Origin of the sequence: Methanoregula sp., from assembly GCF_023227875.1 — an archaeon.
GTDB lineage: Archaea > Halobacteriota > Methanomicrobia > Methanomicrobiales > Methanospirillaceae > Methanoregula.
Window position 1 is genome coordinate 46,795 of record NZ_JALOCH010000001.1, and the last position, 18,061, is coordinate 64,855.

The window sequence follows — 18,061 nt, forward strand, 5'->3', positions numbered from 1 at the left end:
GTCTTAACCTCCATAATCATCGATTCCTGTTCTGGGATTTCACCGTACCGATAACGAAATTGTCAACTGCCCCGGCGAATTCCCTGACGGAAAGCGCCTCTTCACCGATACTTCTCACGTCGACGAGCATGTTGTGGCGGACAAAGATGATGCCCGTGTCCATCTCGCCATGACCGGTAAAACCGATATCGCCGATCTGTATCCCCCGCTCATCGAGGCGGGGCAGTGTCACGGCCATAGAGAAGCTGATCTCCCGGAGCAGGGCCATGCGTGCCTCGTCATTCGAGGGATATTCACTGATACGCACCATGATCCGGTGCCGTCCGTTTTCTCTCTCCTCATAATAATCCGCGTATCCCTTACGGCCCCAGGGAATACGCTGTTCCCGGTGCCAGGTTGTTTCAACTTCCTTCAGATCCAGGCTCACCTGTCGTGCGCGGAACTGTGCATCTTCCCGGGAAGGGCGTGGCCAAGCATCGAACCCGAATCTCTTCCTTGCACCCTCATACCAATCCTGCATGTTCATGGACTTCTCACCTCCTCATTTGACAGGCCTGCGGCCCGAATTCGTAAAGGCCCAGGGCCCTCTGGGCAAACACTGCGGAATACCTTCAACGGTATTCGTGGCGAGCCTCTCCCGGTATAGTGCATCCTTGACGGAGACCGGAAATGGGGATGGCATCGGTGGCAATTTGGAGAACTGCACATTTACCGGTAATCCGGCGGTGTGCGGCCCGGTCCCCCAGGGATTGGAGCCTGTGTCATATTCCAGGCAGGCATCGTAAAGGGTATCGGTCATGCACCCGTTCCTCGTCCAGGTGATTTCATGATAACTGAACCGCCCACCATATTCTTTGAAAGGCACGGCCCATGTTTTCGTCCCGATTGCGCGGATCTCGTTACATTTGAACCCTACATCCCCCCTCGGACTTCCGGACATAATAGATTCCATTACATCGCAACCCAGGATATTGGCAAAGCTCGTGACGATCGTTGCGCAATCGGTACAGTTGACAGTATTCCCGTTCCCCTTCGTCTTGTCTTTCAGGTACTCAATGAATTGTCCGCACAGGAAACATTCCAGGTCGCCTAGTTTTTGGGGATATTCGACGTAAAACGATCTACCACTCTCCACATCATAGATCAGGTTGTGCTTGGAATTCACTTCCAGGGTGACTTTAGCCAGGATCTCATCAACGCTCCGGGCGCCGGCGGCCCAGACACAGACCTTATCCAGCACATTGGTCCAGGGCAGTTGCTGGTTGGTACGGTCCGGGACCTGTATCCATGGTGTATTCGGCTTGTCGAGGAGGACATAGACAACGTGGGTCGTCGATACCATCGTTGTCCACGCACCCCCGTCAACCTGGAACTGCCAGGTCCACGTCACCTCGGCACGCTGGACCCCTCCTGCAGCCAGAGAATTGTGGGACAGGGGCAGGGTGACCGTTGCGCTGGTGTTCGACCCGAATACGACGGCAACCGGATCAATCGCCCCCAGGATGCCCCCATCTGTCACCTGGATCCTGACGGAACGTGTCGTGGCTTTCGGGAGGTTGAGCACAACCTTGACCGTGGGGGTCTTGCCCGCTATCGCGTTCAGGGCATAGGCACAGGGTGCTTCATCCGGTTTTGTTTTTCCGGGAACCCATTCCGGCACATCGATAACCGATTTATAATTGCACCGGATCGTCAGAGCTTCAGTAGAAGCGCCGGTAGGATCGTGATCGAATGCTATACTTGCCAGGCTCACGGTCGGGAGCGGATCGCAGGATTTCGGTTTGCTTGCATAGGTGATACCAAATGATATCGCTGTCGCGACAAGGGATGCGATAATTCGCACGGAAGCGAAACCCGTTACGATGGCGAATATATTGCCAATGATCCGGATCAGGGCCCAGAAACCGATGTCAAGTACTAATACGATGAGCTGTCTCAGCATCCCCTCCGAATAGAGATACCCCATCAGTGCAAGAATATCCGAAGCGCCGATGGCCGTACCGAGAGCCATTATCGCCTTGATTTTTGGCACCTTCAGGATGCGTGCGATAAAAACGATAGCCTTGTCTGTCATCGTTGCCCCGACACCGGTTATCACGTCAAGAACTCCCCCAATCACGATGAAAACCAGGGTGATCTGCCACATCGTGCAGTCATCGAAATTTTCTTCCGCAGTACGATAGGCAACATAGGATCCCGAGGGCCGGTGGACGATCAGGAGGCGCTCCCCGTTGATTTTATGGTGTGTCACCAGGAACGGCAGGGAGGCCGGGTCGTTCACGATCCTGTCACGGACATCGGCCCATGCCTTCCGTATCCGCTCCTTGTCGGTCGGATCATCAAAAGCCGCAACATCCGCCGCTTCGGCAGCATCGAAAGCAGCATGGTTTTCCTCATAGATCTCCCGGAAGTTCAATCCGGCGCGTATCTCCGCCATCATCTCCGGGCCAAGCCCCGTCTCCGGTACTGCGATGGTATCGCAGGGAAGTATTTCAGTACTGACCGGGGCCGCTTCCAGCTGCCCGGAAAGGACTGCGCCTTCGGCAAGGCCGATGGGATGGCCGTTTGCCTGGTTCCGGGCCGGGGAACTGGTAAAGACATAGGCCCCTAAAAGACCCGGGGAGCCGGCATCCGGCGGCGTGGCCATGAATCCCGCTACCTCAGCGGTACTCAGGGCCCGGGACCAGACATCCACTTCGCGGATATATCCCTGGAGCGTGGTGGTGCCAGAAGGATTACCCTTTTCGATCGCGGCGCCAATCAGGAGATCGCCGAACGGGTTATAGAGCGGGATGGGCACGCAGGTGATGGAGCTGTCAGGTGTGCCGTTGATGTACAGCGTGAGATTGACACCATCGAATGTCGTGGCAACATTTGTCCAGGTGCACGGGGGAACTATGCCGGAAGAGGTCAGGGTCTGGCCGCTCATACTGACCGATCCGCGCTGGGAGACGAGGCGGTAGGCTGATATGGCCTCGTCGTACTGGACATACAGCGCCATGCCGGTATCAAGCATCAGGTCGCTGTTGACAAAAACGGCCTGGACCGGGTTGATATCCGACGAGAGATAGATCCAGGCCTGTACGGAATATGGATCCACCTGCCTTCCACCGGGATTGATGTCGACATCGCCCAGCGGCCGGATGAACCCGTTGGTGCCCAAGGAGACTGCGGGTGAAACTTTAACCATGAAGGCGTTGTTCTGCAGGGATATCGGGTACGAAGACGGCCCGCGATCGACCGGCCTGTTGACACTGAAGTCAAAGTCCGCGACAAGCGTGCCGGCCGGGGGTGTGCCATACATTGTGTGCAGCACGGTGTCGGTATTCAAGACAGTATTGTAAATGCGCACGCGTTTGACGAGCCCCTGCACGCCCTGGCCGATCAGGACAGGATCCCTGCTGGGTGTCACCTGGCCCATGCAGCTCTGCCCCGTATTGAACTGGCCGTCGATATAGAGCCGGATCATCGAACCATCGAATGTCGCGCAGATATAATGCCAGTGATCATCCTGGAGCTGTGACTGGGATACATCGGAAATGACTGCCGGCAGACCCGCGAACTGGAAATATACCGACGGGCCTTGGCTGCCAAAGGAGAATACATTGTTCTGGCCCAGCACGACCGTAGACGCGGGCAGACCGTTGAAACGCACCCAAGCATCAACGGAAAACTGGATCTGGCCGGTGAACCGGCCGGCAGCTGCCGGACTGGTCTGGGCCCCCGACAGGGCATCCAGGGACATCGAGATGTAACTGCGATCGGTCCTCGGATCACCGTGCACCATACGTACCACCATCCAGGAAATCTCTCAAAACCGGTGTCAGTCCCGGTGAAAACAAAGTTGGACGTCTGCAATACTCTCCTCCGTGGATGAAGGAATGTTCCCGGATGCAGGCCCTTTGTGATAAGGCCTGCGCAATCGTATATATTTCGATCATAAAATGTAATATTCTAATTAGTTATTTATTATTTTCTAATTATGTTTTTATTAAATACAAAGTGAATTATCCGGGGATGAATTGACGGCAAGAGCCGATAAACAGCATTATCAGGCTAAACAGACAAGCGATTCATCATGGTATCGAATGTCTCGACCGTGTTGTCTTTCATCGTTGCGCTGATCATTTCAACGGTAATAATTTATTACATTGCGAAGTCCTTTGGTGCAAAGGACAGCCTGACCACGGCAGTTTTCGCTGCGCTCATCGGCACGGCCGTTTACACGATCTTTTATTATGTGCTGGGCCAGGGCCTGTTACCGGCATTCATTGCCGGAATTGTCTGGCTGCTGGCATTGCAGAAACTCTATACAATCGGCTGGATCAGAGCCCTTGCCATTGCGGTTGTCATCTGGATCGTAACTTCCATTGTCGGGTTGTTCCTGCCGGTGCTCTGAGAAAGCCTGAGCATTCTCATGTGGGGGCTCTTTGGGGTAAATGTTCATTGCGGGAGCCCCTCCGACGTCCGACTGGTCATCAGACCAGGAGGAGGAGAAGAAATCATCAGATTTCTTCGACATGAAACCCCCACGATCATCTGCCTGACACCCCATCTATATCCCCACTCTCCGACGTAGATCGGGTGATCCGGATCCAACCCGGCTCCCCCCAGCCACGTCATGAACCTTATGGAAGCACCCGATCGGCCACAGGAATGCGTCTATGGGCGTCTTTTTGCAGGGTGATTTTTGGCGGTTTTCCCGCACATCCTGAATATTGTGGGGCAAGGGTATCGCCCATCCAAACAGCTCTAAACAGGCCGGTTTTTTCCTGTGGAAATGAGCCCGTCTGGCATTCCGGCGTGATATATCAGGATTTTTTAAAACCCCCTGAAAAATGACTAAAAACAGGCCGGTCGATGATCTTGCATTTCTGGCTATCCGGGGTTGGAATGAGCCCCTTTTGGTATCTGGGGTGATAGTACTCACTATATGTGATCCGTCGGGGGAAACTTACTGATAAATGGTTCCCGGCAACGCCCTCCCGTATCCCAGATCTGGCAATCCCCCTCTCAAACAAACGTGCCGATGGCCCGCCCACTGAGAACACGGCCCGAACAAACAGCAAAACATATCGTTATCCGGATAAATGAGGGAATATGAAATATCTTCTTTTTATTTTTTTACTGCTGGCAGCAGTAATATTTACCGGGTGTATTGGGGGGAACCGAAATTCTATTGTTACAACACCCACTCCACAGATCGTTTACGTCACCGTTCTTGTAATACCGACACAACAGACAACAGTACTACCAACAATATCAACAATAGGTTGTGAATGTGATTTGTCCGGAAGTTGTAAAGAGGTAAGTGGTAATATCGAAGAACTGATTGGCATCCGACAGGATTGCGCAGCGGAGACGGTAAAACGATCAAAAGGATCCAGCGGAGGAACAAATCTCAGTTACTTTACGTCAGATAATCCTGCATGTGACAGGCTTACTTCTTGCACAAGTCATTGTCTCTATAAATTACAACAGCACTACGATGATGTTTGTCTGTCTGGATATCAGGTATGAAATACATCTCCACACTCAATGCCTGCGTTATCATCTCCCGCTCCGACCGGAACGTATGCAGGCACACCATCTTGTGGCCGGCAGCGGTCTTCCCGACGTTTACACGATCTTCCTTGCGATTGTCGGGGTCCTGGTCCTCATCTGTCTTGCCGGTCCCGGACACTCACTCGTGAAAGAGCGCCGGAAAAATACGAATATGACCTGATCCCTGTCCTCCTCCCTCTGTCCTGTGCACCATGAACGCGCCGGTGCTTCTATATCGCCACAGCCGGTTCCGCCCAAGGGTTCGGGAACCACCGGTTGCATTTCTTGCAGTGCAGCATCGGGCCGGTCTCTGTTGTTCGCCATCGTAATCCACAGTGCGGGCAGGTAAAGGCATGGTCCTTACCGTAGTCGTCAACAATCTCTGGCATACCTGTCCACTTTGCTGAGGCATATAGATAGGAGTATCGATCGGGGAACTTTTTATGATGGAGAGCCTCTCTCACCCCCCTCCAGCTCGAGTACCGGCTAACCGGGTCCGCGATAGCTCCGGATGCGCATACCTCACGAGGCGTGATAAGGACCATCCCAAAATTTAAGCCATGAAAAGGTGAGAGCACTCGTGTATGCCGGATTCCACAACCCTCCTGTTCGTCTCCAATCTCGACAGCAGGGTGCTGCAGTCACTCCATGATTATTCTTCGGGCAGGGCGGCTGCTTCCGAGGCGGATCTGTGCGCCCTCACCAGGATCATCTACAGCCCGGTCGGGATAAAGAAAGAGTGGAAACGGTTTTTAAAAGAATGCACAATCCCGCCACGGTCCCTTTCCAGGGATGAGTTCACCAAGGAGTTCGGGAACCTCGCGATCACCTTCCCGGTCGTGCTCATAAAGAAAGGCACGGAACTCTCGGTCCTCATCAGCACCGAAGAGATCAACCGGTTTGACGACCTCCATGACTTTATCCGCCTTGTCGGGGAACGGATCTCCCTCGTATAATTTTCTTACCCCGTCCCTGACCCAGAATATTTTCGTCCGGTTAATGATGAGCGACCCGCGCCGACCGGCACGGGGAACCGGACCGGATATTTTCACGTGCGCGGAGATGTGCAACGGCTCCGACAGGGGGATACCGGGAATTCCAATCACGCGGAACGGTAATTTTCCACGGTACTGTGGGAAAAGAACTCTTGTTTTTTTATAGAAGATTATCCATACTGTCCATCATAGATACTAACTGTGGGAATGATATGATTACCGATTACCTGCATCAACATGGAAAACATCACTCATCTTCGAAGAAACCGGTGGCCGGCACGCGGCTGAAACGGACAACCGTGGACAGGGCCTGGCCCCTGCTCCTGCTCGTTCTCATGATCGTCGCCCTGGTACCGGTGGTCGGCGCCAGTGTGCCGGAAGCCTCGTTTACCGCGAACCGCACGAGCGGGGAGCAGCCCCTCTCCGTGCAGTTTGTCGATACATCGAGCCATAACCCCACCTCGTGGTTCTGGTCGTTTGGTGACGGTGCGTCATCGTTAGAGTCGGATCCGGCACATACCTACACGATTGACGGGGACTATACGGTCACCCTGACCGTCACCAATGCGGATGGCAGCGACACCCTGACCGAAAATGATTATATCACGGTCACAGAGACCCAGGACTCCCCGGTTGCGGCATTCACGTCCTCGCTCACGTCCGGGGTATCGCCGCTGACCGTGAATTTCATCGACTCCTCGTCAAACAGCCCGACCTCGTGGATCTGGTCATTTGGTGACGGCGGGACCGCAACGGAGAAGAACCCGTCGCATACGTATACGACAAAAGGCACCTTCACGGTCACGATGACCGCCACGAACGCCGGTGGCAGCTCAACGGAGACGAAAGTAGGCTATATCAGCGTAACCACAGAAACGGCTGCACCGGATGCATCGTTTACCGCCACGACAAAAGAGGGACCGATCCCGCTCACCGTGAAGTTTATCGATACCTCGGCAAACGGCCCGACCTCGTGGGTCTGGTCATTCGGCGACGGCGACTACGACAGTGCACAGAACCCTACCCATACCTATACCCGGAACGGGACCTATACCGTTACCCTGACTGCCACGAACTCCAAAGGCAGTTCCACCGCTTCAAAACATGGATATATCGAAGCGGAAGATGCCCTGCCAATCGCCTCCTTTGAAGCGGATAACACCTCGGGACTCGCCCCGTTTGTTGTGCATTTCACCGACACCTCCCAGAACGCCCCTACCTCGTGGAGCTGGTACTTTGGCGATGAGGAAAGTTCAACGGTCCAGAACCCGGTCCACATTTTTGACAGCAGGGGGTCCTATACGATCGTCCTGACCGTAAAGAACAGCAAGGGGTCCAACTCGACGAGCCGGTCAAAGTACATCAACGTCACCGGGCGGGTCGCCCCGGAGGCATCCTTCTCCGTTGACACGTCCAGCGGACCGGGCCCGCTGACCGTGCATTTTACCGATACCTCGATCAACAACCCGACCTCATGGCAGTGGTCGTTCGGTGACGGGTTCTCGACCGCAGAGCAGAACCCGGTCCATACGTATGCCAGTACCGGCACGTTTACCGTGGTCCTGACGGTCACCAATACCGAGGGAAGCGATACCGAGACTTCAACAAGTCTCATCACGGTCACGGGGACAACGCCAGAGTCCGCCGCACCCGCCACGCCTGAGGAAACCCAGGCCCCGGCCTCCGCAGAAACTCCCGCAGAGAGCACCCCCGGAACCAGCTCCCCGCTTACCTCCGGATGGCTGGTCCCGGCCCTGATCGTTATCATCATTGTCGTGGTTGCAGCGATTGTTATCCTCAGGAGAAGGCCCCCGGGAGGCCATTCCGGATCGCGGGGCAGGGATCTCTGATCCGGCGCTCCCTTTTTTCGCATACCCTTTTTGAGATAATCTTCTCCTCCCGGTTCCCCAGACATTAAGACCCGGGACAACGAATAATCAGCAACACTTCCCAACCCGCAGAACAGCATCATGAACCAGGTCTATCTTTTCGGTCATCGCCAGCCTGATACGGACAGTATCGCGAGCGTCATCGGGTACGCGGAGTACCTGAATACCGCGGAGCCCGGGAAATATATCCCGGCCCGGTGCGGCGAGCTGAACCCCGAATCCCGTTACATGCTCGAACGGTTCGGTATCAACGCGCCGGTCCTTGTTGATTCGGTTGAGCCCCGGCTTTCCGACATCGCATACAAACCGGTCTTCTCGCTCCCGCAGGACGTCCCGACCGTTGACGTTGCCACGCTGATGGCAAAGGAAGGGATACGGAACGTGGTCATCACCGATGCAGCGGACCGGCCGGTCGGCATGGTGGGCGAGCACGCGCTTGCGAATGCCTATATCCAGAAAATCCATCTCTCCGAGCTGACGGTCACGCCCATACCTGTCGGGACGCTTGCACGGATCCTGAACGCGGCGATCATCGTTGCCGCACACGAGACGCTTGAAGGCCGGGTCTATATCTCCATCGATGCCCTGCATGTCACGCTCGCGAAGATGACGAAGAACGATATCGCGGTGGTCGGCGACGATGAACCCGTCCAGCTGGCTTTCATCTCCGCAGGGATCGCCTGCCTGATCATTGCCGAAGGCGCTCCCGCTGGCGAACGGGTCTCCGTGGAGGCAGGGAAACGCGGCGTCACGCTCCTTTCTACCGACCTCGACGCGTTCGGTGTCGGCAAGATGATCAACCTTTCCCTCCCGGCCCGGGAAGTGATGGAGACCGAGATGCCGGTCCTCACGCTCGATGACACCCTGGCCCGGGCCCGGAAGGTGGTCTCGTCTTCAAAATTCCGGGCTGCCTGTGTTGTGACGCGGGAAGGCACCATTGCCGGGGTACTGACCCGGACAACGCTCCTTGACGATGTGAGGAAACCCGTCATCCTCCTCGACCACAATGAGTCCTCGCAGGCAGTGAGCGGGATCGAAGAGGCAGAGGTCATCGAGATCATCGACCACCACCGGCTCGGGACGATCACCACGTTAAAACCGATCCGGTTCCTGAACGACCCGGTGGGGTCGACGTCGACCATTATTGCCCTGAAGTTCCTCGAGTCCGGGCAGACTCCCTCAGGAGCCGTTGCCGGCGCCCTCCTCTGCGGCATCCTCTCCGATACCCTTGCGTTACGGATGTCAACGACCACCGGGAGCGATACCCGGGCCGTTGGGTTCCTCGCGAAGGTGGCCGGAGAGAACGCCGATGAGCTGGGAAATGACCTGCTGGAGCAGGGCATGGACCTCACGGGCGCAACGCTTGAAACGATCCTTGCCCGGGACACAAAAGAGTTCGACCTGTCCGGCAGGAACGTGCTCATCTCGCAGGTCATGGTCCCGTCGTTTGCGTGGAACACTGACCGGGCGGGAGAGATACAGGCAGAGCTCGCAACGATGAAGACAAAGACCGGTGCGGACCTGGTCCTTGTCCTGTTCACCAGCGTGCTGGACAATGCCAGCGATTGTTACGGCGAAGCGGACCCGGACCTGCTCCTCGCAGTCTTCGAAAAGTCCCTGCCGGTCCACCTTGACGGTGTCATGTCCCGGAAGAAAGATTTCCTCCCCTGGCTCGGGGCACGCCTCCACACGTTGTCCGGGTCCGGATGAGTTTTAGAGGGAATTGCAGTTTCATACATCTCTTTATCGTCTCACCCGCCAAGTAAGCATCACCCTATGCAAAATACTGTAAAAAATATAAAGATCATCCGTGACTAGTTGAGCAGGATCGGTATCGGGGAAAAGAACCTTGACGATGCGGCCATTCTCGCATCGTACGGTATCAACCAGAAAGGCAACCTTTGTTCGGTTTCCAAAGTCCATTAATTTTAATTTTTAACGGTTGGCTGATCAGGCTGGCATGCGATCACCACCTACTCTCATGTATCTCCGGGTGGGTCATGGACGGTTTTTTTAACCTTGCGGAGAAATCATGGTACCGCAAATGGTTCCCGTAAGGTGAAATGATGAAGACAATAGCACTGTTCGTTATCACGGTTTGCATCCTGGTCATTGCCGGCTGCACGGCACCGGCATCCGGTCCTGCCACCACCACAACCCCTACAGGCACTCCCACCGGGAATGTGCTCCCCATGAATACGCACACAACGCTGGGGTCCGGCAACAAGACGGTTGAGGTATACGTCCACAGCTTTGAGCTGGGCGAGGAGCGGAACGGTACGCGGGATGTCACGGTCTATGTGGCTGCCCGCAATACCGGCACCGAGCCCGTCATGATGGTCTGGTTCAGCAAACTGACCGACAATACCGGGACCTCGCATGGTGGCATCGGCCTGTCCCACGATGGAACCGGGGCCCGCAGCGGGTGGATCCTGCCGAACATGACCGAAGCGGCACGGGATTATGTCACCATCACGTCGAACCAGGACTTGCTCCAGCTCTCGAACGGAGCCGTGCTGGACGTGTACTTCATGGACAAGCCAACGGAAGACACGGTTGTGTCCAATATCCCGGACTACCATGTTACCTGGATGATTGATCCGGGTGCCATTTTCTGATTATTTCACCATCCAGATAACCACCAGAAAACGTGCGGGGATTTTCCCGCCCGATTCTTTTCCCATCGCAATTTATTTCGTCACCGACCCACGATGCACACGTGATGCGCTGGTGTCATTATTGCCAAAAGATCCTAAAGGAAGTCCCGTTCACGTGCCAGCGGTGCGGACACATCTTCTGCTTTGACCATTTCGTTCCGGAGAACCACCGCTGCTCACGGCTCCACCAGTATGACCATCAGCCCCATCTTAAAATCTGCCGGAACTGCAGGCGTGACCTGAAAGTGGGAGCGGTCCCCTGTCACCGGTGCGGCAGGCTCCTCTGCGATCACTGCCGGTTGCCGGAGAACCACGTGTGCCGGGATAAAACCGGGTAGTCATCCAGCCTATCTCAATTCAAAATTATTGTATATTATATGGATTATATACAGGAACATGTACGAGAACCTGATCTTTCCTCTCGTTGTTCTCATCTTCCTTGTTTTTGTCCTTATCATCCCGGTGCTCCTGTACAGGGGCCTGAAGAAGCTTGCAGATCCTGTGCCTCCCTGGATTCCTGTCGGTCTCGCGATCGTGACCTTGTTTTTACTTGCGGTTCTCCAGCGGGCTGACAAGGTACTTGACCTTGGTGCGCTGACCGGGACAACCGTCATGTTCGCTCTCATGTTCCTGCTCGTGTCGCTTGCCGTTGTCACCCCGTATTTTTATTTTGAGAAGAAGACCGGCACCGACGCGCCCTGGCTCATATTCTCCCTGTTATCCTTCGTCGGGTGTTGCCTGTTCTTTTATACGACCATGGCCGAGTTATTGCATGGAATGCCGCTCCCCCTGTTCAACTCCCGGATGCCGGGGTCGGGGTGGTTTCTCGACACGATCATCTCTGCCCTTTCGCTGAATGAATTCGTGTATGCTTTCGAGTCCCCGGTCTATCTCATCGGTCTCGCAATTTGTTTGTACCTTGATGTGCTTGTCATCGCCGCGATGTACTATGCAGTCCTGAATATGGCGACCGCCATGAGCCAACAGAAAAACAGGTAAATCGGGGAGATGCTCAAGCCTGTGGCATAACTGCTGTTCCGACAGCCCGAAAAGATCAATCCTGCCGGATTTTTATAAGATCATGCCTCACCGGGAATACGCCGGACAATACGGTAACAGGTGAAAAAAGATGGATATTGGAAACATGATTGGCGACTCCTTTGCCTATGCAAAGGATTCAGTAACAGGCAAATGGATGCAGTGGCTGCTGCTCATCATCGCAACCGTCCTCCTTACCCTGCCGCTTCTCGGCTACTCGCTCAAGATGCTCCGCGGCGAGAAGCCGGCACCGGAAGTAAATGACTGGGGCACCCTCTTCGTTGACGGTATCAAGTACTTTATCGTTACGCTCATCTGGTGTATCCCGGCGATTATCGTCCTCGTTTTCACGATTGGCATAGGAGCTGTAGCACTGGTAAGTCAACCTGAAGCAGCGATCGGCGCCATCGGCGGCATGCTCGTCGGGCTCCTCATCGTTGCGATCGTTGCGATCATCACGGGGCTTCTCGGCACCATCGGCATCATCCGGTTCGCACGGACCGGCAGCATGGGAGAGGCGTTCAACTTCAGCGCGATCCTCGAGACCATCGGCAAGATCGGCTGGGTCAGTTACATTATCGCCGTGATCGTCATAATGATCATCCAGGTCATTTTCTTCGCCGTTATCGGTATCCTGTCAGTGGTCCCCTACCTGGACATCGTCCTGGAACTCCTCCTCCTTGCTCCGCTGACCATCTTCGAGTCCCGGTACCTCTGCCTGGTCTACGATGCGGCCGGTACGGCATAATACCAAAACCCTGTCAGATTTTTTTTTTACACCGTCATGGAGGACCTGAGGAAATTCTCCAGCCCGTTTTATATCATGGCCCATTACAGCCCCGCTCTTATCCGGTCCTGAGCAGGTACATGATCCCGAGATTTGCAATCCCAAGGCCGCAGATCAGGAAAAATTTGAGCCAGGTCCAGTCCTCAAAGAACGGGGCCGTGAAGACAATGACCAGCAGGACCGCGAGGAGAAGAGTGAAACCTGCCACGTACTTCCCGGACCGGGATGGTTTTTTCTGACGGGTTTTTATCACACAGGACGGTTCTGTTCCGGAAGATAATGAGCATTTTGACGGGATTGCAGGACATCGCCGGCCGGCAGGAGAACCTGCCTGACCGTCCCACTTTCACACCCCGCCTGCCAGCAGTTCATCCTCACGGACTGCCAACGGAGATGCGGTGATGACATGCGAAGAACGGAACTGGACCCGCTGATCTTCCGGTGGAAGAAGACCACCCGTGCGCTGAAACTCCATGAACAGCCGTACGGGAAGTACATCACGGACATCCTTGAACGGCGGACCGATGCGGAACTGGCACGTTTCTCCGACCCGGTCGAGGCGGCGGCATTTTTCTGCCTGCTCGACCTCGTGAGGAGGAGCTGGCCGCCGGGAGCGTTCCCTGTCGGCAATCCGGCGGGCATACCGGGACAATCCACGCTCGTACCCGGGTATTCCGGTCCGTGACAGTAATAAGAGCGTTAAAAAAAAAGTGCTGGGTTAGTGCCCGGGCTTCTTGTACACTTTTTCCGGGTCAAAGACTTTCGTGCCGATCACGGTACCGTCAAGCGTACGGTAGAAACAGGTCCGGTATCCTGTGTGGCAGGCAGCGCCGGTCTGCTCTACTTCGTAGACAAGGCAGTCCTCGTCGCAGTCTGCAAGGACCCTCACCACTTTCTGGAAGTGGCCGCTCTCCTCGCCCTTCTTCCAGAGCTTCTTCCTGCTCCTGCTGTAGTAGTGGGCAAAGCCGGTCTCCTGCGTGAGGCGGACCGCCTCGTCATTCGCATACGCCATCATCAGCACGTCCCGGCTTGTCGCGTCCTGCACGATGACCGGGATCAGCCCGTCGACAAATTTCAGGTTAAGCATATCAGTATCCTCCGGCAAGCAGTTTCATGACCGCGAACAGGAAATCCCCGAAGATAATGGCGGTGATGAACCCGGCCGTGATGGGGATGATGAACGGGACGGCATAGGATATCCAGACCGTGCCGGCTTTCTTATACATTGAGAGTTCATGTGTAAATTCTTCCGGGTGCTCCCGGAGGTCTTTTGTGTAGACCCGGCCTTCTGCCGCATACATCCGCCGGATCGAATCGAAGAACCCGATGAACCTGCGGCTGACGGCACCGTCCTTTTCCTCGAAGTCCTCCATAACAAAACCCCATTCCTTTTGGATCTCGTCACCTTTGACGGGGAACCCGAAGAAGAGGTACATGAGCGGTGCCCGGTTGCCCCGGAGGATATTGATGAGAAAGATCCCCACGGGTGCAACAAGGTTGAGCAGGAGGGCGTTGATCAACACCGAGAATGCGAGGAACCCGAGCGGGGAGACACCGAGAAGGGGGGTGAACGGGAAGACCGGGACACAGAACGCGATAAAGATGAGCGCCCATGCATCTGCCCCTCCGAAGAGGTGCATCCTGCCGAAGGTGTAGAAGACGCCGCAGAAGACAGACAGGAGGAGGACGACAAGGGCCGGTGTGCCCCACCCGCCGGCGCTCATGAGCAGCATGGTCGATGCGCTCACAAAGATCAGGATGATCAGGACAAAATACCACCGGCCCAGCATGTCACTGACATTCGGTTCGCGGGCAGCCTGCTTCTGTTTCCCCTTCTTCTTTTGTTCCGGTGCCGGCCAGCCCCGGTATTCCATCCACGTGATGTAGCCGAAGATCCCGGCGAACATCGCGTACCAGGGAACGAGCTGGACGGAGTATGCCGGGGCAAGGACGAACCATGACAGTGCGGGCAGGACGAGGACGGGAACAAAGTACCAGAAGATCCGGGACTCTGCGTAATACCCGGTGAGACCGAGCGAGTCCGTCCGTCCCCGGTTGTCAAGGTAGTCTGCATACAGGAAACTTGCGACAAGGGCAAGGTAGCCGGTGACAAGGCTTACGTTTGCCGTCATCTGCCAGAGGAGTACGGACGTACAGGTGACCCCCACGGCGAGCATGGGGAGCCAGTGGATGAACGGCACACGACGGTCCCGTATATCCAGGTATGATGTATAGATCAGGGTGACGAGGACCGCGACCGCCGAGATCACCATCGGGTAGAAGAGTTCCATAATCCGGTATACCATCTTTTTCTTGGTGCACTTATGCATGACGATAAAAACAGCCGTTCCCGGCAAGTCCGTACCTATTTATTGCCCGATGCCGCATATTCCCTTGAGAAGACCACGGTTAATCTCAATCCCCGGATCGACCGGGTCGAGGATCGTTCATGAAAATCCAGGACATTATTGAGGCCATGCTCAGGGACGCCAAGGAGCTTGGTACCTTCACGCTCCCGGCGCTCCTCAGTACTGCCACTGATGGTGGAAAGAGCGGCCTTGCCATTGTCCGGGAGCCAGACTCCCTCTCCTGTCTTGCCATCGTGAAGGGAGAACCCGAAGGCGCGATCTTTACCGATGAACACGGGGAACGGTTCGGGGACACGGCGGTCATGCTCATCGCGGGCAAGGAACTCTTCGGGTTCTGGGAGGTACCGCAGGACATGGTCGAAGCGCTGGTGATGGGGTGCCGGATCTTCGAGAAGAACCGGTTGAAACAGGGCCTGGCACGGGACGTACCTGAGTTCGGCAGGAAGAGCGATGGCGTCGGCCACCTCACCGTCACCGTCATGCGGGGTCCGGCGCTGGAGAAAGGCATCCGTGTCTCCCTCCGGAAAGACGGCAAGATCGTGGGCAGCGATTTCACCGCGGAGGATGGCAGTTCCGGGTTCCGCATGATGCACGGGGATTATGACTGCATTGTGCAGGACCGGAGCCAGCAGATCAGGACATTTGCGGTGCACTTCACGGAACCCGACCAGAAGATCCTTCTTAAACTTTAATATTTGGTAATTTTTTTACGAAAATTGCGCCAAATCCGGGCTTTTTTCACGCCATAAATCGGCCGAAATCCTTTAATTGCATAGAAACAGAACTTTGCACTATGAAGATCGGGCGTGAAGATTTCGAAGCGCTTATCAAGGGCGAAAAGACCATCGCCCCCTATATCGAGCTCGACTGCCTTGCCGGCTCGTACTCGGTTTTTGGAGTCAGGACAGCAGGAAACCCGAACTATCTTATCCGGGCCATTTACGAGATGTACGAGGCAAATCTCAACAAAAAACTTGCCATAAAGGCGGTCCGCAAACTCTTCCGTTCCGTAGGCCAGGGATCGGTGGGCTTAAACAACCTGTTGAAGAAACTCGGCATGGACTTAACGCCGTCGGAGTTCCTGGTGCTCGTGTTCCGGCTCCAGCACCAGCAGGGGTGGGGTGCCCCGTTCGAGCTTGTCGAGGCAGGGGAGAAACGAATCGTGCTCCGGACAAAACACACCTTCGAGTCCGAGGTGCTCAAGGACTGGAACATGCCGGTCTGCGGTATCCACCAGGGATGGATTGAAGGCGTGCTCAAGGCGGTCACCGGCAAGACCTGGTTCTGCCTTGAGAAGACCTGCCATGCAAAAGGCGACGAGTACTGCGAGTTTGTCTGTGACCAGGTCGAGCCGAGCTGGAAGTTCAAGGCGGAAGCCGTGGTGAAGGGAGAGTCCGCCATTACCGAGTTCATCGAGCACAAGCCGCTCGAGGGTAAAATCCAGCTGATTGATGAGCCGGTCGTCATGATGCCCCGGTTCATCTTCACGTCCATGACCACCTCCCTGAAAAAGACAATGGGGGAGGCCCCGGCAAGTGGTGTCAACTACCGTGCCTACATGGACATGGGTAAGGAGAATGTGGAGCACTACAAGAAGATGGGAATTACGAACCCCAGGACCCTCTCCGACATGGCCTTTACCTTCTACTCCCAGATGGGCTGGTTCAATGTGATTAAAGAGGAATGGGACGAAGGGACCAAGACCAAGATGATCACCCTCTCCCACACGGTGGAGTCGGAGTCCTTTGGAAGCACGGGGAAGAATGTCTGCTTCTGCACGGCCGGTCTCCTCGCAGGTATCATCGAGGGGTCCTTTGGGATCCGGGTGCAGGCTAAAGAGATCAAGTGCAAGTCAAAAGGCGACGAGCACTGCGTCTTCACGATCACCAACAAACCGTCGTAATAACCGGCAAATCTCCCCATCTGAATCAATTTTTATAAATAACATCTCGACTAATCTTGAATGAATTATATACCGTGTTTTCCATGGCCGCATCACACCGTATTATGATCGTGGAGGATGATGAGATCATCTGCAACCTCATCACGACCCTGCTGGAACGGAAGGGATACGTTATTGCCGGGCAGACCGGCTCCGGTGAGGAGGCCATCATGATGGCGGCGGATCTGGAACCTGATCTCGTGCTGATGGATATCGGCCTTTACGGGAAGATGGATGGTGTCGCATCGGCCCGGTTTATCTTCCAGCTCTTCCACATCCCCATTGTCTTTTTAACAGCCCACTGCGACGACTCCCTGATCGAACGGGCAAAAACCGCCCAGCCCCTCGGGTATATCCTCAAGCCGTTCACGGATAAGGACCTCACCTCGAATGTGGAGCTTGCCATCTACAATCACGGCGTCCGCAAAAAATTCCTCGACATCTGCCCGATCGGCGAACCTAAGAAGATCCTGGCGCTCCGCGACCTTGTCATGGCACTCGACTTCGATGGCCATATTGTGTTTTTCAACCCGTATGCAACAAAGATGCTGGAACTCACCGAAGATGAGATCCTGATGCACCACTGGCACGACGTGATGAAGCTCATCAACACCCAGACCCGGAAGGAGATCCCGGACCCTGTTCCGGAGATTGTCCGGGACAAGCTGGTCATCAAGCATGAATTCAATACCTCCCTGATCACAAAGTCCGGCGAGATCAAATCCGTGAGTGTCGCGGTGCGTCCCATCAAGGACGACAAGCTCGAACTGGTCGGTGTTTTCATGTTCATCCATGAAAACGCCCCCGGCCAGATCAAGATAACGCCATTAAAGAAGTGAA

Annotated in this window: 20 protein-coding genes; 14 read left to right on the forward strand and 6 right to left on the reverse strand. The window is 55.2% G+C overall.

Annotated features, from left to right (window positions below; genetic code table 11):
* Nucleotides 1-16: 16 nt before the first annotated feature.
* Both M0R30_RS00260 and M0R30_RS00265 read right to left on the reverse strand, forming a co-directional pair.
* Nucleotides 17-526 carry a hypothetical protein gene (locus M0R30_RS00260; protein ID WP_292542037.1) on the reverse strand — a complete coding sequence of 170 codons (510 nt, stop codon included), beginning with the start codon at nucleotides 524-526 and terminating at the stop codon, nucleotides 17-19.
* 15 nt (nucleotides 527-541) lie between these two features.
* Nucleotides 542-3,787, reverse strand: a complete 3,246-nt coding sequence (locus tag M0R30_RS00265) for a LamG domain-containing protein (RefSeq protein ID WP_292542038.1) — start codon at nucleotides 3,785-3,787, stop codon at nucleotides 542-544.
* A gap of 291 nt (nucleotides 3,788-4,078) precedes the next feature.
* Here M0R30_RS00265 and M0R30_RS00270 point away from each other — a divergent pair, with 291 nt between their 5' ends.
* Together M0R30_RS00270 and M0R30_RS00275 are read left to right on the forward strand one after the other, a co-directional pair.
* Nucleotides 4,079-4,399, forward strand: coding sequence for a hypothetical protein (locus tag M0R30_RS00270; RefSeq protein WP_292542039.1), 321 nt, complete (start codon nucleotides 4,079-4,081; stop codon nucleotides 4,397-4,399).
* Between the two features lie 1,176 nt (nucleotides 4,400-5,575).
* On the forward strand, nucleotides 5,576-5,725 hold the full coding sequence (locus M0R30_RS00275) for a hypothetical protein (protein ID WP_292542040.1): 150 nt from the start codon (nucleotides 5,576-5,578) through the stop codon (nucleotides 5,723-5,725).
* Nucleotides 5,726-5,774: 49 nt separating this feature from the next.
* Here M0R30_RS00275 and M0R30_RS00280 read toward each other — a convergent pair whose 3' ends face one another.
* Nucleotides 5,775-5,933 carry a hypothetical protein gene (locus M0R30_RS00280; RefSeq protein ID WP_292542041.1) on the reverse strand — a complete coding sequence of 53 codons (159 nt, stop codon included), beginning with the start codon at nucleotides 5,931-5,933 and terminating at the stop codon, nucleotides 5,775-5,777.
* A 195-nt stretch (nucleotides 5,934-6,128) separates the two neighbouring features.
* On the opposite strand from M0R30_RS00280, the gene M0R30_RS00285 reads away from it, so the two are divergent.
* The 7 genes from M0R30_RS00285 to M0R30_RS00315 all read left to right on the forward strand — a co-directional run bounded on the left by M0R30_RS00285 (nucleotide 6,129) and on the right by M0R30_RS00315 (nucleotide 12,871).
* Nucleotides 6,129-6,500: a hypothetical protein gene (locus M0R30_RS00285; RefSeq protein WP_292542042.1), complete on the forward strand. Its 372-nt coding sequence runs from the start codon at nucleotides 6,129-6,131 to the stop codon at nucleotides 6,498-6,500.
* A gap of 251 nt (nucleotides 6,501-6,751) precedes the next feature.
* Nucleotides 6,752-8,389, forward strand: a complete 1,638-nt coding sequence (locus M0R30_RS00290) for a PKD domain-containing protein (RefSeq protein ID WP_292542043.1) — start codon at nucleotides 6,752-6,754, stop codon at nucleotides 8,387-8,389.
* A gap of 120 nt (nucleotides 8,390-8,509) precedes the next feature.
* Nucleotides 8,510-10,138: a putative manganese-dependent inorganic diphosphatase gene (locus M0R30_RS00295; RefSeq protein WP_292542045.1), complete on the forward strand. Its 1,629-nt coding sequence runs from the start codon at nucleotides 8,510-8,512 to the stop codon at nucleotides 10,136-10,138.
* A 353-nt stretch (nucleotides 10,139-10,491) separates the two neighbouring features.
* Nucleotides 10,492-11,046, forward strand: coding sequence for a hypothetical protein (locus M0R30_RS00300; protein WP_292542046.1), 555 nt, complete (start codon nucleotides 10,492-10,494; stop codon nucleotides 11,044-11,046).
* A gap of 104 nt (nucleotides 11,047-11,150) precedes the next feature.
* Nucleotides 11,151-11,423, forward strand: coding sequence for an AN1-type zinc finger domain-containing protein (locus tag M0R30_RS00305; RefSeq protein WP_292542048.1), 273 nt, complete (start codon nucleotides 11,151-11,153; stop codon nucleotides 11,421-11,423).
* A gap of 58 nt (nucleotides 11,424-11,481) precedes the next feature.
* Nucleotides 11,482-12,084, forward strand: a complete 603-nt coding sequence (locus tag M0R30_RS00310) for a hypothetical protein (RefSeq protein WP_292542049.1) — start codon at nucleotides 11,482-11,484, stop codon at nucleotides 12,082-12,084.
* A 130-nt stretch (nucleotides 12,085-12,214) separates the two neighbouring features.
* Nucleotides 12,215-12,871, forward strand: a complete 657-nt coding sequence (locus M0R30_RS00315; protein ID WP_292542051.1) for a DUF4013 domain-containing protein — start codon at nucleotides 12,215-12,217, stop codon at nucleotides 12,869-12,871.
* 97 nt (nucleotides 12,872-12,968) lie between these two features.
* On the opposite strand, the gene M0R30_RS00320 is transcribed toward M0R30_RS00315, so the two are convergent.
* Complete coding sequence (locus M0R30_RS00320; protein WP_292542052.1) at nucleotides 12,969-13,163, reverse strand: hypothetical protein; 195 nt, start codon at nucleotides 13,161-13,163, stop codon at nucleotides 12,969-12,971.
* 153 nt (nucleotides 13,164-13,316) lie between these two features.
* Here M0R30_RS00320 and M0R30_RS00325 point away from each other — a divergent pair, with 153 nt between their 5' ends.
* Nucleotides 13,317-13,595: a hypothetical protein gene (locus tag M0R30_RS00325; RefSeq protein WP_292542053.1), complete on the forward strand. Its 279-nt coding sequence runs from the start codon at nucleotides 13,317-13,319 to the stop codon at nucleotides 13,593-13,595.
* A 33-nt stretch (nucleotides 13,596-13,628) separates the two neighbouring features.
* On the opposite strand, the gene hisI is transcribed toward M0R30_RS00325, so the two are convergent.
* Entirely contained in the window at nucleotides 13,629-13,997 is a 369-nt protein-coding gene (hisI, locus tag M0R30_RS00330; protein ID WP_292542054.1) for a phosphoribosyl-AMP cyclohydrolase, read from the reverse strand.
* Between the two features lies 1 nt (nucleotide 13,998).
* A complete protein-coding gene (locus M0R30_RS00335; protein ID WP_292542055.1) occupies nucleotides 13,999-15,216 on the reverse strand; it encodes an A24 family peptidase C-terminal domain-containing protein in 1,218 nt (405 codons plus the stop codon).
* A gap of 18 nt (nucleotides 15,217-15,234) precedes the next feature.
* On the opposite strand from M0R30_RS00335, the gene M0R30_RS00340 reads away from it, so the two are divergent.
* From M0R30_RS00340 to M0R30_RS00355, 4 genes are all read left to right on the forward strand, one after another.
* On the forward strand, nucleotides 15,235-15,363 hold the full coding sequence (locus M0R30_RS00340) for a hypothetical protein (protein WP_292542057.1): 129 nt from the start codon (nucleotides 15,235-15,237) through the stop codon (nucleotides 15,361-15,363).
* Nucleotides 15,360-15,971 (forward strand): hypothetical protein, encoded by a 612-nt coding sequence (locus tag M0R30_RS00345; protein WP_292542058.1) that lies wholly within the window; start codon nucleotides 15,360-15,362, stop codon nucleotides 15,969-15,971. The genes M0R30_RS00340 and M0R30_RS00345 overlap by 4 nt, the downstream gene beginning before the upstream one ends.
* A 101-nt stretch (nucleotides 15,972-16,072) precedes the next feature.
* Entirely contained in the window at nucleotides 16,073-17,182 is a 1,110-nt protein-coding gene (locus M0R30_RS00350) for a V4R domain-containing protein (protein ID WP_292542060.1), read from the forward strand.
* Nucleotides 17,183-17,286: 104 nt separating this feature from the next.
* Entirely contained in the window at nucleotides 17,287-18,060 is a 774-nt protein-coding gene (locus M0R30_RS00355; protein ID WP_292542061.1) for a response regulator, read from the forward strand.
* Nucleotide 18,061 lies beyond the last annotated feature (1 nt).